Annotated in this window: 24 protein-coding genes and 2 riboswitches; of the genes, 4 read left to right on the forward strand and 20 right to left on the reverse strand. The window is 65.7% G+C overall.

The window, feature by feature from the left end; translation table 11 throughout:
* Positions 1-5 precede the first annotated feature (5 nt).
* The 4 genes from K420_RS0105335 to K420_RS0105350 all read left to right on the forward strand — a co-directional run bounded on the left by K420_RS0105335 (position 6) and on the right by K420_RS0105350 (position 4,604).
* Positions 6-368, forward strand: coding sequence for a PilZ domain-containing protein (locus K420_RS0105335; protein ID WP_027457155.1), 363 nt, complete (start codon positions 6-8; stop codon positions 366-368).
* Positions 369-532: 164 nt separating this feature from the next.
* Positions 533-2,734, forward strand: a complete 2,202-nt coding sequence (locus K420_RS18210; RefSeq protein WP_084019568.1) for a putative bifunctional diguanylate cyclase/phosphodiesterase — start codon at positions 533-535, stop codon at positions 2,732-2,734.
* Between the two features lie 86 nt (positions 2,735-2,820).
* Entirely contained in the window at positions 2,821-3,498 is a 678-nt protein-coding gene (queC, locus tag K420_RS0105345) for a 7-cyano-7-deazaguanine synthase QueC (protein WP_027457156.1), read from the forward strand.
* Positions 3,499-3,500: 2 nt separating this feature from the next.
* The gene (locus tag K420_RS0105350) at positions 3,501-4,604 is read left to right on the forward strand and encodes a YeeE/YedE family protein (protein WP_027457157.1); all 1,104 of its coding nucleotides are present in this window, start codon (positions 3,501-3,503) and stop codon (positions 4,602-4,604) included.
* A 33-nt stretch (positions 4,605-4,637) separates the two neighbouring features.
* On the opposite strand, the gene K420_RS0105355 is transcribed toward K420_RS0105350, so the two are convergent.
* The 20 genes from K420_RS0105355 to K420_RS0105450 form a co-directional block, all read right to left on the reverse strand.
* Positions 4,638-4,856: a hypothetical protein gene (locus K420_RS0105355; RefSeq protein WP_027457158.1), complete on the reverse strand. Its 219-nt coding sequence runs from the start codon at positions 4,854-4,856 to the stop codon at positions 4,638-4,640.
* A 96-nt stretch (positions 4,857-4,952) separates the two neighbouring features.
* Entirely contained in the window at positions 4,953-5,816 is an 864-nt protein-coding gene (locus tag K420_RS0105360; RefSeq protein ID WP_027457159.1) for a Tim44 domain-containing protein, read from the reverse strand.
* Between the two features lie 103 nt (positions 5,817-5,919).
* Positions 5,920-7,197, reverse strand: coding sequence for a cobyrinate a,c-diamide synthase (locus K420_RS0105365; protein WP_035854542.1), 1,278 nt, complete (start codon positions 7,195-7,197; stop codon positions 5,920-5,922).
* 62 nt (positions 7,198-7,259) lie between these two features.
* Positions 7,260-8,255, reverse strand: a complete 996-nt coding sequence (gene cobJ, locus K420_RS18215) for a precorrin-3B C(17)-methyltransferase (protein ID WP_084019569.1) — start codon at positions 8,253-8,255, stop codon at positions 7,260-7,262.
* Positions 8,252-8,647, reverse strand: coding sequence for a cobalamin biosynthesis protein (locus K420_RS0105375; protein WP_027457161.1), 396 nt, complete (start codon positions 8,645-8,647; stop codon positions 8,252-8,254). The genes cobJ and K420_RS0105375 overlap by 4 nt, the downstream gene beginning before the upstream one ends.
* Positions 8,644-9,375 (reverse strand): cobalamin biosynthesis central domain-containing protein, encoded by a 732-nt coding sequence (locus K420_RS0105380; protein WP_027457162.1) that lies wholly within the window; start codon positions 9,373-9,375, stop codon positions 8,644-8,646. Before K420_RS0105380 ends, K420_RS0105375 begins: the two co-directional genes overlap by 4 nt.
* A gap of 45 nt (positions 9,376-9,420) precedes the next feature.
* Positions 9,421-10,227 (reverse strand): precorrin-2 C(20)-methyltransferase, encoded by an 807-nt coding sequence (gene cobI, locus K420_RS0105385; protein ID WP_027457163.1) that lies wholly within the window; start codon positions 10,225-10,227, stop codon positions 9,421-9,423.
* Positions 10,224-11,516, reverse strand: a complete 1,293-nt coding sequence (locus tag K420_RS0105390; RefSeq protein ID WP_027457164.1) for a bifunctional cobalt-precorrin-7 (C(5))-methyltransferase/cobalt-precorrin-6B (C(15))-methyltransferase — start codon at positions 11,514-11,516, stop codon at positions 10,224-10,226. The genes cobI and K420_RS0105390 overlap by 4 nt, the downstream gene beginning before the upstream one ends.
* A 50-nt stretch (positions 11,517-11,566) precedes the next feature.
* Positions 11,567-12,730 (reverse strand): cobalt-precorrin-5B (C(1))-methyltransferase, encoded by a 1,164-nt coding sequence (locus K420_RS0105395; RefSeq protein ID WP_027457165.1) that lies wholly within the window; start codon positions 12,728-12,730, stop codon positions 11,567-11,569.
* The gene (locus tag K420_RS0105400) at positions 12,727-13,413 is read right to left on the reverse strand and encodes a precorrin-8X methylmutase (RefSeq protein ID WP_198293803.1); all 687 of its coding nucleotides are present in this window, start codon (positions 13,411-13,413) and stop codon (positions 12,727-12,729) included. The genes K420_RS0105395 and K420_RS0105400 overlap by 4 nt, the downstream gene beginning before the upstream one ends.
* A gap of 15 nt (positions 13,414-13,428) precedes the next feature.
* A complete protein-coding gene (locus K420_RS18220; protein ID WP_035854545.1) occupies positions 13,429-14,355 on the reverse strand; it encodes a sirohydrochlorin chelatase in 927 nt (308 codons plus the stop codon).
* Positions 14,348-15,166 (reverse strand): precorrin-4 C(11)-methyltransferase, encoded by an 819-nt coding sequence (gene cobM, locus K420_RS0105410; RefSeq protein ID WP_027457167.1) that lies wholly within the window; start codon positions 15,164-15,166, stop codon positions 14,348-14,350. Before cobM ends, K420_RS18220 begins: the two co-directional genes overlap by 8 nt.
* Before the next feature lie 3 nt (positions 15,167-15,169).
* Complete coding sequence (locus K420_RS0105415) at positions 15,170-16,003, reverse strand: energy-coupling factor ABC transporter ATP-binding protein (protein WP_027457168.1); 834 nt, start codon at positions 16,001-16,003, stop codon at positions 15,170-15,172.
* Positions 16,000-16,731 (reverse strand): cobalt ECF transporter T component CbiQ, encoded by a 732-nt coding sequence (gene cbiQ / locus K420_RS0105420; protein WP_027457169.1) that lies wholly within the window; start codon positions 16,729-16,731, stop codon positions 16,000-16,002. Before cbiQ ends, K420_RS0105415 begins: the two co-directional genes overlap by 4 nt.
* Positions 16,721-17,074, reverse strand: coding sequence for an energy-coupling factor ABC transporter substrate-binding protein (locus K420_RS0105425; RefSeq protein WP_027457170.1), 354 nt, complete (start codon positions 17,072-17,074; stop codon positions 16,721-16,723). The genes cbiQ and K420_RS0105425 overlap by 11 nt, the downstream gene beginning before the upstream one ends.
* A complete protein-coding gene (locus tag K420_RS0105430) occupies positions 17,071-17,748 on the reverse strand; it encodes an energy-coupling factor ABC transporter permease (RefSeq protein ID WP_027457171.1) in 678 nt (225 codons plus the stop codon). Before K420_RS0105430 ends, K420_RS0105425 begins: the two co-directional genes overlap by 4 nt.
* A 127-nt stretch (positions 17,749-17,875) precedes the next feature.
* A riboswitch (cobalamin riboswitch) is annotated at positions 17,876-18,079 on the reverse strand.
* Positions 18,080-18,105: 26 nt separating this feature from the next.
* Positions 18,106-18,696 carry a cob(I)yrinic acid a,c-diamide adenosyltransferase gene (gene cobO, locus K420_RS0105435; RefSeq protein WP_027457172.1) on the reverse strand — a complete coding sequence of 197 codons (591 nt, stop codon included), beginning with the start codon at positions 18,694-18,696 and terminating at the stop codon, positions 18,106-18,108.
* Positions 18,697-18,699: 3 nt separating this feature from the next.
* Positions 18,700-19,473 carry an ABC transporter ATP-binding protein gene (locus K420_RS0105440; protein ID WP_027457173.1) on the reverse strand — a complete coding sequence of 258 codons (774 nt, stop codon included), beginning with the start codon at positions 19,471-19,473 and terminating at the stop codon, positions 18,700-18,702.
* Entirely contained in the window at positions 19,470-20,447 is a 978-nt protein-coding gene (locus K420_RS0105445) for a FecCD family ABC transporter permease (protein WP_027457174.1), read from the reverse strand. The genes K420_RS0105440 and K420_RS0105445 overlap by 4 nt, the downstream gene beginning before the upstream one ends.
* Positions 20,448-22,415 carry a TonB-dependent receptor gene (locus tag K420_RS0105450; RefSeq protein ID WP_027457175.1) on the reverse strand — a complete coding sequence of 656 codons (1,968 nt, stop codon included), beginning with the start codon at positions 22,413-22,415 and terminating at the stop codon, positions 20,448-20,450.
* A gap of 91 nt (positions 22,416-22,506) precedes the next feature.
* Positions 22,507-22,714: riboswitch (cobalamin riboswitch) on the reverse strand.
* Positions 22,715-22,743 lie beyond the last annotated feature (29 nt).

The following is a 22,743-nucleotide window of genomic DNA, read 5'->3' on the forward strand; positions in this document are numbered from 1 at the left end:
CAACGTTGAACCAGAATCGTCGCAAATTTTCACGCATCCCATTCAAGACGGAAGCCCGCTTGTTCCTGCCGGATGGCGAACATGCAGTCGAAGTCCTTGACCTTTCGTTGCAGGGCGCCCTGATCCACCCGAAGGGGGCGATGTACGTCACGGTCGGCACCAACGGCACGCTGAAGATCAGTCTCGACGACATGGGGAGCAGCATCCGCATGGAGGTCGCCGTCGTTCATCACGTCGCCGATCACTATGGCCTGGCGTGCCGTGAAATCGACCTCGACAGCGTGACGCACCTGCGCCGCCTGGTCCAGCTGAACCTGGGCGATGAGGCGCTTGCCGACCGGGAATTCGCCCTGCTGGCGAGCGCCTGAACCTCCAACCGATTCACGCAATTCCTGCTGAAGGACAGGGCTGGTGTCTGCCTCCCGGTAGCCTGTTTCTGCGCAATCATGCCATTGACTAGGCTGCTGGCCGTAGGGGTCTGCCCTGGCGTCGCCGGAGCCATGCCTGCCGTTGCCTGCCTTGCTTTCGTACCATGATTCACGATTCCGATCCTTCATCTGTTTGTTGTCTGGAGCAATTCCGGCAGCCCCTCGCCGTTACGCCTCCTGCGCTCTGTGCGCTGCAAAACGGCATCCTGGAGAATGCCGGGCGCGCCATCCTGGTCACCGATACTGCTGGCCGGCTCGTCTATTTCAACCCGGCCGCCCAGCGGATGCTGGGCTATGCGTGGGAGGAGGTGGTCGGTCGGGTGACACCGCTGCTCTTCCACTTGCCCGACGAGCTCGCTGAGAAGGCGCATTTCCTCGGGGTGAGCGGGACGGCGGATTTTTCGGTTCTCATTGCTGGCTTGGGCCCCGATTGCCCGGCCGTCGAGGCAGACTGGACCTATGTGCGCAAAGACGGCTCGACCGTGCCGGTCAGCTTGACCATCAGCCAGATGCGCGATGCGGCCGGCGCGATTCAGGGCTATCTTGCCATCGCTTCCGACATTTCAAAGCGGCGCAAGCTCGAGCAGGATCTCCGCATTGCCGCCATCGCCTTCGAGTCGCAGGCGGCGATCATGGTGACTGACGCCCAGCAGCGCATCCTGCAGGTCAACGATGCGTTTACCCGGCTGACCGGCTATTCGGCGGAGGAGGCCATTGGCCGGACACCGAGTCTCCTCAAGTCGGGCCGGCAGGATGCGGCCTTCTATGCCGCGATGTGGCGTGAATTGAATGCCACCGGGCGCTGGCAGGGCGAAATCTGGAATCGCCGGAAGAACGGAGAGAGTTTTCCCGAATGGCTGACGATCAACCGCATACGCGACGCTAGCGGTCAGCTGACGCACTATGTCAGCACGTTTTCCGACATCAGTGACCTGAAGGTGGCCGAATCGGAAATCCATCACCTGGCCTTCTACGATCCGTTGACCGCCATGCCCAATCGGCGTCTGCTGCTCAACCGCCTGGAGAAGGCCTGTTCGGCCAGTAAGCGGAGCGGCCAGTACGGTGCCTTGCTGATCATCGATATCGATCATTTCAAGACACTGAACGATACGCTGGGTCACGCTGTCGGCGACCGCTTGCTGGTTGAAGTAGCTTCCCGCCTCGCCGGCTGCATCCGCGAAGGCGATACGGCGGCTCGCTTGGGGGGCGACGAGTTTGTCGTGATGCTCGAGAACCTGGGGCAGAACGCCGCGGCTGCCGGGGTAAAGGCGGAAATCGTCGCCGAGAATATCCGTTTCGCTCTGGCCCGCCCGTACCTGCTGAGCGGCGATACGGAGTATTTCCGCTCGGCCAGCATCGGCATCAGCCTGTTCCACGAACACGACAAGACGGCCGACGTCTTGCTCAAGCAGGCCGATATCGCCCTGTATCGGGCAAAGGACGTCGGGCGCAACACCATCCGCTTCTTCGACGACGCGATGCAGACGGCACTCGACGAACGGGCAGCGCTGGAGGCTGGCTTGCGGCGCGCCCTGGCGCGCGATGAATTCCTGCTCTACGCCCAGCCGCTGGTTGATACCGAATCCCGCGTGATCGGCGCCGAAGTGCTGCTACGCTGGCAGGCCGCGGAGCGCGGGATGGTCCTGCCCGGCGATTTCATCCCGTTGGCCGAGGAAACCGGCCTGATCGTACCGATCGGGCTCTGGGTGCTCGACCAGGCTTGTGCCGAACTGCGGCGCTGGGCCAGTGATCCGCAAACCGCCCGGCTATACCTGGCGGTCAACGTCAGTGCCCGGCAATTTCGCCAGCCCGATTTCGTGATGCAGGTTAGCGACGCCCTGGCGCGTTATGAAGTCGATCCCGGCCGGCTCAAGCTGGAACTGACGGAGAGCCTGTTGCTGGACAACGTCGAGGATGTCGTGGAGAAAATGCAGGCCCTGCGCCGGCTGGGTGTCCGTTTCTCGCTCGACGATTTCGGCACCGGCTTTGCCTCGCTGTCCTATCTGAAGCGTTTTCCGTTCGAGCAGTTGAAGGTCGACCGCTCCTTCATCCGCGACATCATGCGCAACAGCGATGATGCCGGTATCGTTCGCGCCATCATCGCCATGGGCAACACCTTGCGCCTCAACGTGGTGGCCGAGGGGGTCGAGGATGCCGAGCAGCACGCCTACCTGGCCCGGCATGGCTGCACCTTCTTCCAGGGCTACCTGTTCGGCAAGCCGATGCCCCTCGCCGATTTCCGCCGCATGCTGAGCGGAAATCGGGACGTGCTGCCGCCCTTGGCGGTGGGCGATCAAGTCAGCTGAGCGCCGCCCCGGCGCCACAAATTCCGGTGCCGGAACAAGCAGATACCGTCGCGGTCTACGGCCAATTTCGGGTATATTCGCGCCCCATGATGAAGCCAGCCGTCGTCCTCCTTTCCGGTGGTCTCGATTCCGCCACCTGTCTCGCCATCGCCCGCAGCCAGGGGTTCGATTGTTATTGCCTGTCCTTTGACTACGGCCAGCGCCACAATGCCGAGCTGAAGGCGGCCGAACGCGTCGTCCAGGCGCTGGGCGCCAAGGAGCACCGCGTGCTCAACCTGGGCCTCGCCCAGTTCGGCGGCTCGGCGCTGACCGATACCTCGATCGCCGTGCCGACCGAAGGTATCCAGTCCGGCATTCCGGTGACCTATGTGCCGGCCCGCAACACCATCATGCTGTCGCTGGCCCTGGCCTGGGCCGAGGTGCTGGGCAGCATGGACATCTTCGTTGGTGTCAATGCCGTCGACTATTCCGGTTACCCGGATTGCCGGCCCGAGTACATCGCCGCCTTCGAAAAAATGGCCAATCTGGCGACCCGGGCCGGGGTCGAGGGCCACAAGCTATCCATCCACGCCCCGTTGATTGCACTGTCCAAGGCCGACATCATCCGTGCCGGCACCGCGCTTGGCGTCGATTACGGGTTGACCGTCTCCTGTTACCAGGCCGACGAGCAGGGACGGGCCTGCGGTGCCTGTGATTCCTGCCGCCTGCGCGCCGAAGGCTTTGCCGCGGCCGGCCTGGCCGATCCCACCCTCTATCGCGGCTGATCATGGAAAACATCATTGCTCCGGCCTCCGTGCTCTGGCTGGCCTTCGCGGTTGCCTTCGTGTTCGGCGCCATTGGCCAGAAAACCCATTTCTGCACCATGGGTGCCGTGTCCGACATCGTCAACATGGGCGACTGGAGCCGCATGCGCATGTGGCTGCTCGCCATCGGCGTCGCCATTCTCGGTGCCGGCGCGTTGCACGCCAGCGGCCAGATCGACCTCGGTAAATCCATCTACCGTACGCCAACGTTCACCTGGCTATCCTATCTGCTCGGCGGTGCCTGTTTCGGCATCGGCATGGTGCTAGCCTCCGGCTGCGGTTCGAAGACGCTGATCCGCATCGGTGGCGGTAACCTGAAGTCGCTGGTCGTCTTCCTGACCCTCGGCCTGGTCGCCTACATGACCATGCGCGGCGTGTTCGGCGTATTTCGCGTCAATGTCCTGGAAAAAGCCGCCATTACTTTCCCCGGTGGGCAGGATGTGCCGGCCCTGCTTTCGGCGGCCGGCCTCGATCCGCAGATGGCATTCTGGCTGGCCGTGCTCGGTATCGGCGGCGGTTTGACCGCCTTCTGCCTGCTCAAGCGCGATTTCTGGACGTTGGACAACCTGCTGGGCGGCCTCGGCACCGGCCTGATGGTGGTCGCCGCCTGGTACGTCAGCGGGCACATCGGCTATGTCGCCGAGCATCCCGAAACGCTGGAGGAAGCCTTCATCGCCACCAACAGCGGTCGCATGGAGTCGCTGACCTTCGTCGCGCCCCAGGCCTACACGCTGGAACTGCTGATGTTGTGGTCGGATACCAGCCGCACGATGACATTCGCCATCGCCACGGTGCTGGGCGTGATCGCCGGTTCCTTCGCCTGGAGCCTGCTGACCCGCAACTTCCGCTGGGAGGGCTTCGTCAGCGTCGAGGATACGGCCAGCCACCTGATTGGCGCGGCGCTGATGGGTTTCGGCGGCGTCGTCGCCATGGGGTGCACGGTCGGCCAGGGCATCACCGGCTTCTCGACCCTCGCGCTCGGTTCCATCGTCACCTTCGGGGCGATCGTGACGGCGGCCGCCGCCACCCTCAAGTTCCAGTACTGGCGGCTGATGCGCGAGGCCTGACCGGGCCCGCCAGATTGACTGCAACGAGGGCGCTCAGGCGCCCTCGTTTTCCTTCAGCTTCTCGATAACCAGCGGAAAGGCGCCGGAGCCGATCAGGGCGATGGCGGAAACGATGAAGGCGAGGCCGGCCATCGGGTCGTCGAGCACCGGGTGCAGGACGTTGCCGAAGCCGGCCAGGCTGATCGCGCCGGTGATTGCGCAGAGCAGGCCAAGCACAGTGAGGATAAGGAAGGAGGCAGGATAGCGACGCATGGCGGAAGTGTAGCCCAGGCAGGCCGCTGGCCGGCTTCACAAATGAAAACGGCAGATGCCGGAGCATCTGCCGTTTGCCGCGTGCAGCAGGCGGGATTACTGGACTTGCTGGATCCCGGCCAGCACCCAGCCACGGCTGCCGTCGCGCGGCTTGGTCATGTGCCAGACCTCGGCGAAAGGCTGGGCAGCCGCGCCGTCTTCCTCGCGGATCAGGCCGTTGAAATGGACGCTGACGATGTAGCGGTTGGCTTCTTCGGTCACGTCGAGCACTTCGGCATCCAGCTGGACGACGTCAGTCGTCTGCTTGGCGCCCTTGCGCTCGTCGATGTCCATCTTGATCTCGGCGAACATTTCCGGTGCGGTGAATTCGCGGATGTCGTCCAAGTTACCGGCATCGTTGGCCGCCTGCAGGCGAATGAAATTCACCTTGGCATTGCGCACGAAGCCCTCGGCGTCAAACCCGGCCGGGATGCTGCCGGAACTGGCTACCGCCGGTGCGGCAGAACCGCCGGCCGGGGTGAATTCGCGCTGCGGCGTATTGCCCCCGAATGGCGCCCCGGCCCCGGCGTACTGCATGCCTTGATTGCCTTGGGCGGCAGCCTTCTTGCGCATGAAGAAGCCGATCACGCCGATCACCACCATGGCGAGCAGGGCCATCATCATGAAGCTGGCAAGTTCTTCACCGAAACCGAAGTGCGAAGCCAGTGCAGCCAGACCGATACCGGCGGCGAGGCCGGCGAGCGGGCCCATCCACGAACGCTTCGGCTGGGCGGCGGGCTGGGCGGCGGCGGCTGGCGGTGTCGCCTGACGCGGTGCGGCTTGCTGGGTATTGCTCGGAGCGACCGACTGGCGCTGCATGCCGGTCGAACCACCGCCGCCGATACGCTTGGCTTCGGCGTCGTTGATTTGTAGCGTGAAGCCGAGCACCAGCGCCGCGGCCATCATTACGAAGTTTTTCATCCTGTGTCTCCTGTCTTGGGGAATTGACCGGCGTAGTGTACCCGCTGTGCTGGCTGAAAATAACAAGATATATCAGTGATGAATCTTCGATATTTACGAAGTATCAACGGAACAGTGCGGCGACCGCGGCGGGATTGGACGGGAAATAGAAATGCACATAGGAGGCGGTCAGGCGCTGGTGCCGATAAACCGCTTCCCCCTCCCGACCATCGGCCGTGGTAGCCCGGGTCAATGGCGACAACGACGTATCGCTCTTCGAATAATGGAAGGTATGCCCGGCCAGCCGGCCTTCCGGGAGGTCGACGAACTGGGTGCCGAGTGCCGCCAGGCGCTGCTGCATGACCGAGCGGCCGGGCAGCAGGCCGCCAAAGCGATGCGCGACGCCGGCCTTGTCCACGACTTCCTCGAACAGGCTCATCATGCCGCCGCATTCGGCCAGCAGTGGCTTGTCGGCCGCGACGTGGGTGTGCAGTTGCTGCCACAGGAGCGCATTGGCCCCGATGGCCTGGGCATGCAGTTCTGGATAGCCGCCAGGCAGCCAGACGGCATCGCAATCGGGCAATGCGTCGCCGGCGACCGGCGAGAAAAAGCGCAGTTCGGCACCGAGTTGCTGCAGGGTTTCCACGTTGGCCGGATAGATGAAGCCGTAAGCCGCATCGCGGGCGATGGCGATGGTCTGGCCGGCGAGCAGCGGGGCCATGGCCGGTTCTGCCGCATCGACAAAGGTCACCGGCGGCGGCAGGTCGACGCTGGCACTGCCCGCCAGCGCATCCGCCAGGCGGTCGAGTCGTTCGCCGAGATCGGCGATTTCGGCCGCCTGGAGCAGGCCGAGGTGACGTTCCGGCAGGCTGTCGCTGCTTTTCGGCAGGGCGCCGAACCAGCCCATGCCGGCTGGCAAGCTGCCGCGCAGGAATTCGGCGTGGCGGGGGCTGGCGACGCGGTTGGCGAGCACGCCGGCAAACGGCAGGCCGGGGCGGTAGGTGGCCAGGCCGTGGGCGACGGCGCCGAAGGTCTGGGCCATGGCCCCGGCGTCGATCAGGGCCATGACCGGGACGTTGAAGCGGATGGCGATGTCGGCCGCCGAGGGCTCGCCGTCGAAAAGGCCCATGACCCCCTCGATCAGGATCAGGTCGGAATCGGCGGCAGCGCGGGCCAGGCGCCAGCGGGCATCGGCCTCGCCGCACATGCCGAGATCGAGGTTCTGGCAGGGCCGGCCGGACGCAAAGGCGTGGATCTGCGGGTCGAGGAAGTCCGGGCCGCACTTGAAGACGGTAACGCGCCGGCCTTGGCGGGCATGCAGGCGGGCCAGGGCGGCGGTGACGGTGGTTTTGCCCTGGCCGGAGGCGGGGGCGGCGATGAGGAGGGCGGGGCAGGCGGGCATGTCGATGTCGATTGTTCTGATTGGGGCGAAAAGTTTAAAGGAGGGGGCGTTTGCCTGCTGCCTTATTCGCATGCTGCTTCGTCTTCTGCTGGCAACTCGGCCTGCAGCACCGCGGCAATGTAGTCTTCCGGCAGGCGGTATTCGGCGGCCAGCTCGGCGGCGCTCCGGCCGCTCTGCTGGATGGCGGCCATCCAGCCGTTGAGGCCGGTGGATAGCGAGCGACCGGCCTGCTCGCCGGCATGGGTGTTGCGTTCGCCGTCCTCGACGGCGTACTTGTTGGCATAGCCGCGCGGTGTGACCATCAGGCCGTGCTGGATGAAGGTGTTGGAGTTGCCGATCAGCACCGTCGACAACATGCCGATCTCGGCCTCATTCATTTTTTCCAGCGTGGTCAGTTCGATGCGCTGCTTGGGGCGATAGCCCGACTTGACGATGGCGACCGGCGTCTGCGGATCGCGGTGGCGCAGGAAAAGGCGCTGCGCTTCGACGATCTGCTGCGTGCGGCGGCCGCTCTTCGGGTTGTATAGCGCGACGACGAAATCGGCGTAGGCCACGGCATCCAGACGACGGGCGATGGTCGGCCACGGCGTCAGCAGGTCAGACAGCGAAATGGCGCAGAAGTCGTGGGTCAGCGGCGCGCCGACCAGGGCGGCGCAGGTGTTCAGTGCCGACGCGCCGGGCACGATCTCGACCTCGATGGCTGAATCGGGCGTCCACCCGGCCTGGAACAGCACCTCGAAAGTCGGCCCGGCCATGCCGTACACCCCGGCGTCACCGGAGGATATCAGCGCCACCTTCTTGCCCTGGCGGGCGCGCTCCAGTGCTTCGATGGCGCGGTCGAGTTCCTCGGTCATCGACTTCTTGATCACCTCCTTGCCGGCAACCAGGTCGGCGACCAGGCGGATGTAGGTGACATAGCCGATGATCGTGTCGGCCTCGGCAATCGCCGCCCGGGCGCGGGCGGTCAGGTGGTCGTTGCTGCCTGGGCCAAGGCCGACGAGCATGATCTTGCCGGGCTTGGCGGTGAGGTTTTCAGGGGTGTTGAGTGGTGTGCTCATTGAGGAATCCTTGCAATGGAAACGGTGGCGTTGCGGCCGTCCGGGCCACGCAGCTTGTGTTTTTCGATGATCAGGTGCGTCTGGTCGGCGCCGGCGACGAGGATTGCTGCCGCCTCGGAGACGGACGGCGTACCGGTGTATTTGCGGACAGTTTCGGAGGGATTCGGTACGGCGATCAGTGCCAGTTCGGTAGCCGGGTAGAAGCGGATCGTCCAGCCATTGGCTAGGGCGACTTCGGTGAGGCCGATTTCGTCGGCCTTGAGGTCGATGGAGGCGACGGCTTGCACATCGGCCAGCGTAGCCCCTGCCTGCGTCAGTGCCTCGGCGATGCACCGGGCGATGGTGGTGGCCGGTGTGCCGCGGTCGCAACCGAGGCCGAGGGCGATGTTCATGGGCGATACACGACCCGACGTCCGGCCAGCTGCGCGGCAATATCGCCCGGCATCTCCCGCCGGCTGATCCACAGCACGGCCGCGAAGCGGTCGAGCGGCATGTCTTCCAGCCGCTCGAAGCGCGTCACGTTGGCCGGTAGCGGCCCCGTGCGCCCGTTGGCATGGTTGGCCCACCAGTCGGTGCTGCCGGCTTCCTGGACCAGCGCCACCGGCTCGTCGTTCACCATCGCGGCGCTGCAGCGAACGATTTCGTCGTGGCTGGCCTCGAAGGCCCAGCCGAGTTCGCGGCCGAGCAGGTCGACGGCGAGGGTTTCGCGGGCATCCGAGGCGGTGGTCAGCACGGCCTGGGCGCCGAGCGCGGTGGCGAGATGGCCGGCCAGCCGGTTGGCGCCGCCGAGGTGGCCGGAGAGCACCGGAATGACGAAACGGCCGGCTTCGTCGATGACGACGACGGCCGGGTCGGTTTCCTTGTTTTTTAGGTGCGGTGCGATCAGGCGGACAACGGCACCGAGCGAGACGATGCAGATGATGCCGTCGAAGGTGGCGAACATCGCCGGCACCTGGTCGCCGACCTTGCCTTCGTAGCAATGCACAGCGTTTGGGGCGGCGGTCTCGCCTGCGGCACGGAATTTCTCGGGGCAGAACAGTTGCGTGCCCGGCAAGGCGGCGACGACCTTGCCGGCTAGCGCGATGCCGTGTTTGGTAATCGAGACGACGGCGATTTTCATGGGATGGTCTCTCTGTTGGGGTTGGTTTTTATGGGGTTACCAGGTTTAGGTCGACGCGGAGGCATCGACGGCTTCCTTGCGCTTGCGGCAGCCGCGGCGCAACTCGCCGCGCACGCGCTTGGGGTTCTGCACCAGCATGAGCGACAGGTAATTGACCTTCTCTCCCTTCAGATTGGCGACGTCGCGCACGATGCGCTCGTCCGGCGAACCGACCTTTTCGATGAAGACCGAGGTGGTGAGCAGGTCGCGTTGTTCGAGCAGGTCGACGACCTCGTCGACCATCGGCTTGACCTTGAGCAAGGCCAGGGTGTCGAACTCGTCGAGCAGGTGGTCGATGACTTCAACGCCATAGGCGGCGGGGATGATGGCGAAGGTTTCGTCCTCCTCGGCCAGGGTCACGCCGGCCGCGGCTGCGGCGGCGGCGAAGGAGGAAACGCCGGGGATGGTCTCGACCTCGACCTGTGGTAGCAACTCGCGCACGACGCGGGCGAGGTGGCCGAAGGTGGCGAAGGTGGAGGCGTCGCCTTCGACCAGGAAAACCAGGTCGCGACCTTCGCCGAGCAGTTCCACCGTCTGCTCGGCAGCCCGCGCCCAGGCCTTGGCCAGGATGTCGGCGTCGCGGGTCATCGGAAAGACCAGTTCGACGGCATCGGCCGGCACGGGGACGCCGCCGCGTTCGACGATGGATAGCGCGTAGGAGGATTCTTCGGCCTTTTTCACCGGGTACAGCCAGCGGGCGCCGGATTGCAGGGCGGCCCAGGCGCGGCGGGTGATCAGGTCCGGGTCGCCGGGGCCGAGGGAGGCGCCGATCAGTTTGCCGAATTTCGGCCCTTCACGTTTCTGTCCAGTCATGTGTTTTCCTTGCTTGCAGTCACAATCCACACCGGGTTCTGCGCCGCCAACCGGTGCATGCCGAGAATCGGCTGGCTGCGGCTGGCCTGCAGTTGCACAACCTCCCAGGCGGCTCCGTTATCCTGCAGCGCGTCGGTGGCGGTCGCCAGGTTTTCCAGCGTGACGAAGTTCATCACCAGCCGGCCGCCGGGCTTCAGCCGGCCGAGGATCAGCTGGATCAGGGCGGCCAGTTCGCCGCCCGAGCCGCCGATGAACACGGCGTCCGGGTCGGGCCAGGTGTCGAGGTGCTGCGGCGCCTTGCCTTCGACCAGCGTGTAATTGCCGACCCGGAAACGAGCGGCGTTGGCGCGGGCATTTTCAGCATCGCCGGCATTCTTCTCGATGGCCCAGACATGTCCTTCGGGTGCCAGGCGGGCCGCTTCCAGGCCTACCGAACCGGAACCGGCACCGATGTCCCAGACCAGTGCATCCGGCTTCAGGCGCAGCTTGGCCAGCGACAGGGCGCGCGCCTCCTGCTTGGTGATCAGTCCCTTCTCGGGCGAACGCTGGATGTACTCGGCATCTTCCAGTCCAAAGGCGGGGCTGGCCTGGGGCGTGCGTTCGACGAGGACGACATTGGGCTGCGGAAACGCCATTCCGGCCGTCTCGGCCAAGAGGAGGTCGCGGTAGATGGCCTCATCCGGCAGCAACAGGCGGCAGGCGACCGATAGCCGGGCCTCCTGCTCATAGCCGGCCAGAATCAGCGCCCGGGCCAGGCGGGCCGGCGTGTTCTCCGGCCCGGTGAACAGCGCCACGCGAGGGTGCCGGGCAATGCTGCGCATCAGTTTGTACAGGCCGTGCGAGGGCGGGGCGCCGACGAACCATTCGCCGGCATCGGCGGTGTGGCAGGTGGCAATCTTGATGTCCTGCCAGGCCGTCTTGAAGCGGGCAAAGGCGAGCTGCAGTGTCGATACGGCCGGGATGATCTCGAAACTTTCCGGTCCCAGCTTGCCGGTCAGCCACGAGGCGATGCCGTGGCACAACGGGTCGCCGGTGGCCAGCACGATGACGCTGCGTCCAGCCTCGCGCGCCGCCGCAATCCAGCCCGGTACCTGGCCGAGCCGGCCATCCATGTCGTGCACCTCGGCTTCGGGCGCGAGATAAGGGCGCACCAGATCGAGCGTGCGCCCGGCGCCGATGACCACGCCAGCTGCCGCCAGCCGCTGGCGTGCAGGATCCGACAAGCCGGTCCAGCCATCGTCGAGGATGCCGAGGAGAGTGGTGGGGTGAATGTCTGTTTCGTGGTTCATGATTTTTTCAGCATCCAGGCACGCTTCGATGCCGACGGCGGATTCGGTGGTCACAGCGACTCCTCTTGCTCGACACGGCAAATGAACCGCCCCTCGAAATCGCAGACCAGCACGGTCAGGCGATAGTCGCCGGGGTAGTGGGTGGTCAGGCTGCGGATGGCCTTGATCGCCAGTCGGCGATGGAAGGCTTCGGTGAGTCCAAGGTTGGCCAGCCGTTCGGCGGCGAAACGGGCGGTTTCTGCGGCGCGGATTTCCTCGATCAGGTCGGGCGGTGCGCCAACCTCGCGGGCCGAGTCGGCCAGGATGTCGCGGTCCACCTCGGCCTTCCAGGCGTGGGTGACGGCCAGCCCCTGGCACATCTTGGTCAGCTTGCCGACCATGGCGCCGACCGTGATGTTCGGCACGCCGCGCTTGATGGCGCTGGTGAAGGCCGCCTTGACGAAGTCGCCCATCTGAACGAAGCAGGATTCATCGAGTTCCGGCAGCTGGTGCATGGCGAATTTCTCGGTGCGTCCGCCGGTGGTGAAGACCAGGTGCTCCTGCCCCTGATTGACCGCGACATCGACGGCCTGGACGACGCTGGCGCGGAAGGCGGCCGTCGAATAGGGGCGGACGATGCCGGTGGTGCCGAGGATGGAAATGCCGCCGAGGATGCCGAGCCGCGCGTTCAGCGTCTTCTTGGCCATTTCGTCGCCGCCGGGCACCGAGATGGTGACTTCCAGACCATCGTGGTCGAGCAATTCGCCAGCCACGGCGCGCACATTGTCGACGATGTTGCGGCGCGGGACCGGGTTGATCGCCGGCCCGCCAACCTCCAGGCCGAGGCCCGCCTTGGTGACCAGGCCGACCCCCGGCCCGCCTTTGAGCACGACCTCGCCGGCGTGGTGCGGCAGCAGGCGGACGTCGGCTGTCAGGTGGGCGCCGTGCGTGGCATCCGGATCGTCGCCGGCATCCTTGACGATGACGGCATGGGCGAGCCCGGCGGTTTCCTCGACGCTGCCATCGTGTACGGCGAAGCTCACCGCCTGGCCATTGGGCAGGCGGCAGACGATGCTCGTCGGTACCTCGCTGAGCAACAGGCCGAGCGTCGCCGCGCGGGCCGCTGCCGCCGCACAGGCACCGGTTGTGAAACCGGTGCGGTTGCCGCGTTCGCGGCGGGCGTCGCCCTTGCGGACCTTGGCCGGGGCCTCGCCCGCGTTTTCGGGCGTGCTCATGCCGCCTTTTTCTGCTCGGCTTCGGCCAGCGACAGCATGGCGTGGATGGCAGCGACCACCAATGTCGAACCGCCCTTGCGGCCCTGGATGGCCACCCACGGCACTTCGTTTACCGTCATCAGCAGATCCTTCGATTCGGCGGCGGAAACAAAGCCGACCGGCATGCCGATGACCAGGGCCGGGCGCACGCCTTCCTCGCGGATCAGGCGGACGAGTTCGATCAGCGCGGTGGGGGCGTTGCCGATGCCGACAATGGCGCCGTCGAGCTTGCCGAGCCGTTGCGCCTTGCGCATGGCCTGTACGGCGCGCGTGCTGTTGGCGGCCTTGGCGGCTTCGATCACGTCGGCGTCGGAAATGTAGTGATGGGTGCTCAGGCCGAAGTGCCGGAGACGCGGCTGCGAGAGGCCGACGCAGATCATCTCGACATCGGCGACGATGGGCGTGCCGCCCTTCAGCACCGCGTTCATGCCGTCCTGCATGGCATCCGGGTGGAAGGCGGTCAGGCCGTTGAACTCGAAATCGGCGTTGGCGTGGATCATCCGGCGGACGAGGGGCCATTGCTCGGCGGTGTAGCCGTGCGGGCCGGCCTCGGCGTCGATGATGGCGAAGGAGTCATGCTCGATGGCGCGGCCGGCTTCGGTCAGCTGTTCGGTAACGGTGTTGCTGGCGGTGGAGATGGTCATGGATTTCCTCGCGAATCAGTCGTGTGGGTGGGCGCAGCCGTGATGAGGGGGGTGGTCGTGATTTGGCCCGTGACGATGGCCGCAGCCGCCGACCTGGCCTGCGATGGCGGTATGGCTGTGGTCGTGCAGATGTTCTTCTTCGGCGTCGGCGCGGTATTTGCAGCCGTCGCATTCGAGCATGCGCCCCTCGGGAAGGGGCTCGCCGAGCACCTTGGCGTCGAGCAGCGCAAAAATGCCCGGATCGAAGCCGAAATGGGTGCCGAGCGCGAAGGCGACCTGCGGGTACTGCTGCTTCAGGCGGGCCACCTGCTCCTGGATACGTTCGATCAGCACGCCGGTGAACAGATAAACCGGGACGATGGCAATCTGCATCGCACCCAGCCGGACCTGCCGCTGGACAACCGTTTCCAGGCGCGGCCAGGTGACGCCGGTAAAGGCCAGGTCGACCAGTTCATGGTCGTTGGCCTCGAAAATCCAGCGCGCCATCTTGGCTAATTCGCCGTTGGCGCCGGCATCCGACGAGCCGCGACCGAGCAGGATGACGCCAGTGCTCATCGGGTCGGGCATGGCCAGCTGCTTCATCAGCCGCTCCAGCTGGCCCTGCAGCACGGCAAAAATGTCGCGCCCCATGCCGAGGTGACGGGTGACGGCGAATTCGACGCCGGGATGGCGCTGGCGGGCGTCTTCCAGCGCGTGCGGCAGCTCCATCTTGACGTGGCCGGCGGCATTCAGGATGAAGGGCAGAACGAGTACCTGCTTCGCTCCCCGGGCGGCGCGATCCAGGCCCTCGTCGAGCAGCACCTCGGCATGCTCGATGAAACAGACCTCGATGCGCCAGTCCGGGTGGCGCTCGCGCCACTGGGCAGCGAAATTGATCGTTTCCTTGTTGCCCTGGCGGCCGCGTGAACCGTGGCCGACGAGCAGGAGGGTGGTGTCATTCATGCGTGGGGTTCTCCGTAGCCTTGCGGAAGCGGTGCGCAAACGTGGGGTCGTAGAGCTTGGAGCGGATCAGGTCCGGCCAGTCGGCGGCACCCAGCGTTGGGCTGGCGACGATCATGGCCTGGCTGGCGATCTTCTCTTCCTGGCATTTGCGCTTGATGTCGCGGAGCGTGCCGCGCACGATCTTTTCCTCGCCCGGCCAGCTGGCCTTCTGCACCACCAGGATCGGCGCATCCTCGCTCCAGCCGGCTTTGATCAACGCTTCCTGCACCTTGTGCAGCAGCGTGATGGACAGATAGATGCACAGCGTGGTCTTGTGCGCGGCGAGGGCTTCGAGCTCCTCGCCCGGCGGCATCGGCGTGCGGCCGGCGACGCGGGTGAGGATCACGGTCTGGGTGATTTCCGGCAGGGTCAGTGTTTCGCCGGCGGCGGCCATTGAGGCCATGGCCGACGACACGCCGGGCACCACGGCCCAGTCGATGCCGGCGGCAGTCAGCGGCCGGGTCATCTCGATCAGCGCGCCGTACAGGCCGGGGTCGCCGGTCTGCAGGCGGACCACTGTCGCATGTTTGCGGGCGGCGGCAGTCAGCCAGTCCGTCATCTCCTCCAGCGTCATGTCCTTGGAGTCGCGGATCTCGCAGCCGGCCGGGGCGTACAGCGTTGCTGCCTGATCGACCAGCGAACCGGCGAACAGGATGGCGCCGGCCTGCTCCAGCAACCGGCGGCCCTTGACGGTGATCAGGTCCGGATCGCCGGGGCCGGCACCGACAAACCACACGGTGCCGGGCTGCGATGCGGGGTGGGGGGAAGTCACGATTCAGATTCCTTTCCAGGCGGCAAGTTGGAGATGCAGGGCATCCAGGCTGCGCGGTGCCTCGCCGGCCAGTCCGTGTGCTGCCAGCGCCCGGTGCAGTTCGACGACGGCCGGCAGAGGCTGGCCGGCGGCGCGCAGCGAGAGCACGTGTTGCGGGAGATCGGCGGCGGCAAACGAGGCCAGGCAGCGCCCGGCGGCGAGCAGGTGGACGTCGTCGGCCCAGCGGTAGGCGAAATCGACATCGTGCGTGGATAGCACGATGGTGATGCCGCGTCCGGTCAGCGTATCGAGCAGGGCCTGCAGTTCGACCTGCATCGTCGCATCCAGCCCGGCCATCGGCTCGTCGAGCAGCAGCACGTCGGGCTGCATGGCCAGCACACCGGCAATGCAGACGCGCTTTTTCTGGCCGAAGCTCAGATGGTGCACCGGCTTGTCGGCCAACTCGCGCAGGCCGACGGCGGCCAGCGCGTCATCCACCCGGCGGCGCACCGTCGCTTCGTCCAGCCCGAGATTGAGCGGGCCGAAGGAAACATCCTCGATCACGCTGGCCGAGAACAGCTGGCGATCCGGGTTCTGGAAAACCAGCCCGACCCGGCGGCGCAGCGCATTCAGGCCCCCGCGGCTGTATTCGACCGGCTGGCCGGCAAAGCGCACGCCGCCGGCGGTCGGCCGCAGCAGGGCGTTGAAGTGCTGCAGCAGGGAGGTTTTGCCCGAGCCGTTGCTGCCGAGCAGCGCATTGCGGCTGCCGCTGCGGATGGTCAGCGAGCAGCCGTCGAGGCCGACGCTCCCGTCGGGATAAACGTGGCTGAGGGCGCAGGCTTCGAGTAACGGGCTCATACGGCCAGTCTCGCCAGCAGGATGAGCAGCACTCCGGCGAATGCGGCATAGGCCGTGTCGCGCCGGGCGTGGTCGAATTCCGGGCTGAGCAGGCGCAGCGCGCCGTTGCCGTTGCGGGCCTGCGCCGCGCGGTGCAGGCCTTGGGCGCGTTGCCAGACCTGGAGCGTCAGGTTGGCGGCGAGCAGGCCAAGCGAGCGGCGGGTCAGCCGGGTCGAGGCATAGCCCAGGCGGGCGCGTTGAGCGGTGGCCGTGTCCTGCAACGCGGCGGAGAAAACGAACAGCATGCGGTAGCACAGCACCATCAGGTCGAGCAGCAGTTCCGGGCAGCGCAGGCGGCGCAGCAGGCTAATCAGGTCGGGCAGCGGCGTGGTCAGCACCAGGCCGAGCAGGGCGGCCAGTGCGGCCAGCGAGCGGGCGGTCAGTGAAGCTACGCGCGGCCAGGCTTCGGGTGCCCAGCGCCAGGAGAAATCGGCGTCGATGGCGACGAGCAGCGTCAAGCCGGAGAGGGCGAGAAAACCGATGGCCGGTGCGGCGGCGCGTCCATAGAGAGCTGGCGCGACGCGAGCTCCCAGGCAGGCCACCCCGGCCAGCAGCACGGCGACGAGCAGCGCTGCCGCCGGCGTCGGTGCGGCGAAGGCGGCAATCAAGCCGCCCAGGGCTAAGGTGCCCTTGGCCGCCGGGCTGACGCGTCGCCAGCGGTTGCCGTAAGCCGCCTGCTCAATCAGCACGGGGCTTCTCCTCGTTCTTCGTCTGGCCTTCGGTTTTCCGGCGCCAACGGTCGCGGGTGACGACACAGCCCAGCCAGTAGCCGATCACCCCGGCCCCGAGCGCGGCCTGCAGGGCGAAAAGGAGCGAGGCGATTTCACCGCTGGCCGGTTCGATCAACGGTGTGAACCACGGTTCGTAGCCCGGCGCTACCTGGCCGATGGCCTGCTGGGCGCGTCCGTCTGCACCGCCAAAGGCCTCACCGGGCTGGCCGTCGGGGCCGGGGGCGGGTTGCGGCGCGAACCACAACGGCAAGGCGCTGAGCAGGATGACGGCGATGATTAGCAGCCAGTTCTGCTTCTTCATGCCTGCTTCCCCTGCGGGGCGAACAGCGGCAGGTGGCGCAATTCCTCGGCGTTGAAGCGGGTCAGTGCATTGACCACCAGCACGGTGAGCAAGCCTTCACTGATGGCGAGTGGAATCTGCGTGATGGCGAAGATGCCACCAAATTTGAGCAGCGATGCGGCAAAGCCGCCGGCCGGGTCGGGAAAGGCCCAGGCGAGCTGGAGGCTGGTCGTCAGGTAGGTGGCCAGGTCGCCCAGGCTGGCGGCAGCGAAGACGCAGGCGGCGAGTGGCAGCCCGAGGCGGCGGCCAAGGCGGAACAGCCCAGCGGCAACCAGCGGGCCGACGATGGCCATCGAAAAGAGATTGGCGCCCAGCGTGGTCAGGCCGCCGTGGGCGAGGAGCAGCGCCTGGAACAGCAGCACGACAAGGCCGACCGGCACCATGGCTAGCGGTCCGAAGAGCAGGGCACCGAGGCCAACACCGGTCGGGTGCGAGCAACTGCCAGTCACGGACGGCAGCTTGAGTGCCGAGAGGACGAAGGAAAAGGCGGCGGCGACACCGAGCAGCATCCGCTGCTCCGGGCGTTCATTCAATTGCCGGCGTACCGAACGCAGGCCGAGGGCGACGAAGGGCGCCGACGCGATGCTCCAGCCGAGCGCGTGCTCGACTGGAAGAAAACCTTCCATGATGTGCATGACTTCTCCCCGAAGCTACAAAAACCACCGGGGGAAGATGCGGATCGGAGGAGAGGCCGGGGGCGGGAATCAAGGAGAGACCGGGCCGGGCATCGCTTCAGAACCGTTCTCATCACCCCGGAGAATGGCACTACAACGTTTTCGGGCCGGTCTTCTGGCTCGCCGTCGTCCTTCCCCGCGCCTTCCCGTGCGAACACAGTGGCGGATGCGGAGTCGTCAGGCTTACAGCAGCGGGGGCTGCGCCGGAATGCCCGCTTGCGCGAGGTCACCGGCTTCCCGTTTCACCCTTGCTTGCATAACAAGCGCGGGCACCCGAAAAATGTGAATTCTAATGAAAAATGAATGAATAGGCTATGTTCAGAACTCCAGTCCCGGCATGGCCTTGATGCCGCTCTGGAAGGCGTGCTTTTCCATGCCGATGTCGCTCACCGTGTCGGCCACCTCGCGCAGCGCCTCGGGGGCGGCGCGGCCGGTGATGATGACGTGCTGCATCAAGGGGCGCGACAGTAGCTTGGCGATGACGGTGTCGAGGTCCAGCCAGCCGTACTTGAAGGCGTAGGTCATTTCGTCGAGCACGACGAGGCCAATGGCCGGGTCGCTCAGGTGGCCGCAGGCCACATCCCAGGCGGCCTGGGCGGCGCGGGCGTCGCGATCCTTGTCCTGGGTTTCCCAGGTAAAGCCTTCGCCACCGACGTGCCAGTGCACGCCGGGCTGACGGCGGAAAAAGGCTTCTTCGCCGGTATCCGAGCGGCCCTTGACGAACTGCACGACGCCGACCTGCAGGCCGTGGCCGAGGGCGCGGGCGACGACGCCGAAGGCGGCGCTCGACTTACCCTTGCCGTTGCCGGTATTGACCACCAGCACGCCGCGTTCTTCCTGGGCGGCGGCGATCTTGCCGTCGACGACGGCCTTCTTCTTCTGCATGCGTTGTTCGTGCGTAACGTTCATTTTCTATTCCGGAATGAAGCAGCGATGGCCGCGGTCTTCGATCTGCCGCAGGCCATAGCCGTAGAGTTCGGACAGCGTTGCCGCCGTCAGGATGTCGTCGACCGGCCCCAGGCGGGTCTGGCCGTCGCCATAAACCAGCAGCGCCCGGTCGCAGAAGCGATGGGCCAGCGCCGGGTCGTGCAGGACCATGATGACGCCGGCGCCGCAGTCGCGGGCGGTGCCGGCGAACAGTTCGAGCACCGCCATCTGGTGGTTGAGGTCGAGGTGCGACAAGGGTTCGTCGAGCAGGTAGAGCGGGGCCGCCTGGGTGAGCAGCGTGGCGATGGCCAGGCGCTGGCGTTCGCCGCCCGACAGGGTGTGGATCTGCCGCTCTTCCATGCCGGCCAGGCCCACCGCACGCAGGGCGCCGCGGGCCAGTTCGGCGTCGCGCGTCGATTCCCAGTCCCAACGGCCGAGGTGTGGGTGGCGTCCGGTGAGGGCCGTTTCGAGCACTGTCGACCCGAACGGATCGTTCTGGAACTGACCGAGCCAGGCACGACGCAGCGCAGCCTGCCGCGGATGCAGCAGGGCGGCGTCCTCGCCCTCAAGCAGCACGGCCCCGCTGGCCGGTTTGCGCAGGCCGGCCAGGGTGGACAGCAGGGTCGACTTGCCCGCCCCGTTGCGGCCCAGGATGGCCAGCCGCTCACCGCTCGCCACGCCGAGGTTGAGGCGGTCGATGATGGCCTTGTCGCCGATGGTGACGCGCAACTGGCGGGCTTCGATCAGCGGCTGGTTCATTTCGGCTGCCTCGACAGCAGGAAGAGGAAGACCGGCACGCCGATCAGCGCGGTCAGCACGCCGACCGGCAACTGCTGCGGGGCGATCAGCGTGCGGGCCAGCGTGTCGGCCAGCACCAGCAGCGAGCCGCCGGCGAGCACCGAGGCCGGCAGCAGCAGGCGCTGGTCGTTGCCGGTGGCCAGCCGCACCAGGTGGGGCACGACCAGGCCGACGAAACCGATCGAACCGGCCGTCGTCACCGAAGCGGCGGTGGCCAGCGAAGCGAGCAGGTAGATGGCGTAGCGCAGGCGATCGACGGCGACGCCCAGGGCCTGCGCCTGCATCATGCCGCGCGACAGCAGGTTCAGTTCGCGGGCGAACGGCATGGCCAGTGTCAGCGCCACGACCAGGGCCGCCAAGGGCGGCCACCACTGCGAGCTTTGACCGAGGTCGCCCATCAGCCAGAACAGCATGCCCCGCAGCTTGTGTTCCTCCGCGATGGCCAGCATCAAGGCAACCAGCGCGCCGCAGCCGGCGGCGACGATGACGCCGGTGAGCAGCAGCCGGGTCTGCGTCCAGCTGCCGTCGCCATGCGCCAGGCCGAAGACGATGAACATCGCGCCGAGCGCGCCGGCAAAGGCCAATCCGTCGATGCCGAGCACCGGCAGACCGATCAGGATGGCAAACATCGCCCCTACCCCGGCCCCGCCGGAAATACCCAGCACGTAAGGATCGGCCAGTGGATTCCGCAACAGCACCTGCATCAGGGCACCGGCCAGGGCGAGCAGCCCGCCGCAGGCAAAACCGGCGATGGCGCGCGGCAGACGCAACTGCAGGACAACGTCACCGCCGCCGCCCTCGCGGCCCAGCAGGGCGGCAAAAACATCGGCGTAGGCCACCTTGAAGCTGCCTACCGTCAACGCCAGCATGAAACTGCCCACGGCCAGCAGGCAGAGGGCGGAAAGAATCAGGATGGCGCGACGGCGGGTGGGCATTTACTTGAAGTCGTAGCGGAGGCTGACAAAGAAGCTGCGCTTGTCGCCGGGGTAGTAGAAATAGTCGCTGCGCGCTGTCGAATACAGGGCGTATGGCGCGTAGTGCCGGTTGGTGGCATTGAGGACGCGGGCTGAAATGGTGACAGGCCCGGTCTTCCAGTCGGCCAGCAGATCCACTGTGGTGTAGCCGGACAGGATCTTACGTTCGTTGGCGTAGTCGCCGCTGAAATGGCGGTCGCCGACGTAATTGGTCGAAATGCCGTAGCGGCCGATCCGGCCACCATCCCAATTGATCAGCAGGGAGGCCTTGTTGTTCGGAACCATGGGTACCGCCTTGCCCTGGTAGCGCCCTTCGCGGAACTCGGCCTGAGCGTAGGTGTAGGCCAGGCGGGATTTCAGCGTCGGGGTCATGCGCCAGGTCATTTCCGTTTCCAGGCCGCGCCGACGGGTCGGGTCGAAATTGACGTTGGCTCCCCGTGCCCCGTCATAGCCGATCTCGTCCTCGAGATCAATCTGGTAGGCCGAGGCCTGTAGCGAAACGGGGCCACGTACGATACTGCCGCCGACCTCGCGGACGGTGCCATGTTGCGGTTTCAGATTCCCGGCATAGACGGTGTTGCCGGTCAGTGCGTCATAGCCGAACAACTCGTCGGTGTTGGCGAAGCGGAAGGTGGTGCCCAGCTTGCCGTAGACGCGCCAGCCGGTATCGCTGTAGGCCAGGCCGGCATCCCAGGCGCTGCGCGATTGTTCGCTGCTACCGGTCATCGCCGGCATGAAATAGGTCGGGTAGGCCTCCTGGTCGGCGCGCTGTTTCATGCGCTGAGTGCGTGCGCCAAGGGTTAAGGCCAGACGTTCGGTCAGTCCCGTCGTGTTTTGCACGTAGGCCGCCGTGCTGTCCTGTTCGGCGCGATTGTTGGCATACGAAGAGTAGGTGTTGGTCACTGTACCGGTGTAGTAGTCGGCACCCAGCACGGTTTCACTCTTCAGTCCGACGAGGCCGTGGGCCCAACGCAGACGGGGGGTCAGCGATACCATGTCGCGTTGCCGGTCAGCAACGCTGCCAAAGGAAAAATTCTCGAAATGCTGGTCGGCATGGTCGACTGAAACCTCGGCCTCGAAACGCAGGCTGTCGCTGAACTGAACGGCAACGCCCGGACGCACGCGGTAACCGTCCTTGCGCTGGGTGTCGAGCGGGTTGCGGGCCTGTTTCGGATCGGTCCGGTAGATGCGTTCGGCAATCGAACCCGGGGCGCCGGAACTTTCAGTATAGATGGCAAAATCGGTGAACACATCGGCCCGGGAAAAGGCCCACCCCAGACGACCGGCCAGCGATTTCTGGTCGGCCTGGCTGTTCTTTCGCCAGCCGTCGGTGTTCCCATAATGGGCTTTCAGGTTGGCGTAGCCTTCGTTGCCGCCGACGGAAATTTCGCCATCCACCGTCTGGGAGTTGAAGCTACCGAAGCCGACAGCGGCCGAGGCCGCATTGCGCGCCGATTTGTCGGTCACGATGTTGATCACGCCGCCGGTCGCCCGGTCACCGTAAAGCACGGTGCCGGCCCCGCGCATGATTTCGATACGCTCGATGCTCGACAGCGGAATGATCGACCAGTCGATGGCACTCATATCGATAGGATTCATGCGCTGACCGTCAATCAGGATCAGGGTGTTGTGGCCAGCGACTTCGCCGAAGCCGCGCAGATCTACGGTGGCATCGATCCCCATGTTGCCGTAAAGGGGCGTTACTGAAACACCGGCACTGCTCTTCAGTAAATCCGGAATGCTGCGGGCAGCCGAATTGCGGATGTCTTCCCGGGAAATGATGCTGATGTTACCGGCGACGGCCGGCGATTTTTCGGCAAAACGCGTTGCGCTGACGACAACGGTGTCGAGCTGGCTAATCGGCTGCGCGATGGCGGCCGAAATGGCAAAGGCAGGCAACAGTGCCATTGGCTTGAAACGTGGATACATTTTCTTCCTTTCCCGGCAGGCGTCCCCGCTACCGGAATACGTTGAGAAGAAGTGCCGTCGCGCAGCGATTCATGAAATTGTTGTCGCGGCACTTCCAGTGGTGTTCCAGGCCGGTATCCGGGCTCGCAAGTCTTTGACGTATCGCCTTCCCAGGTGGTGACCCAGTGGCTATGTGATACGCCCGCACTCGCTTACCGTTGCGGGGGCAGCAGCGGAATGATCTCGTCGGAGACGCACCGCTTTCCCGTTTAACTGCGTTTGGAGAACCCGCACGCAGCACCTGTAACGACCGCCATTTTACCTGGCGGAATGCTTGAATAACAGTGAG

It is taken from the genome of Dechloromonas agitata is5 (assembly GCF_000519045.1).
GTDB lineage: Bacteria > Pseudomonadota > Gammaproteobacteria > Burkholderiales > Rhodocyclaceae > Azonexus > Azonexus agitatus.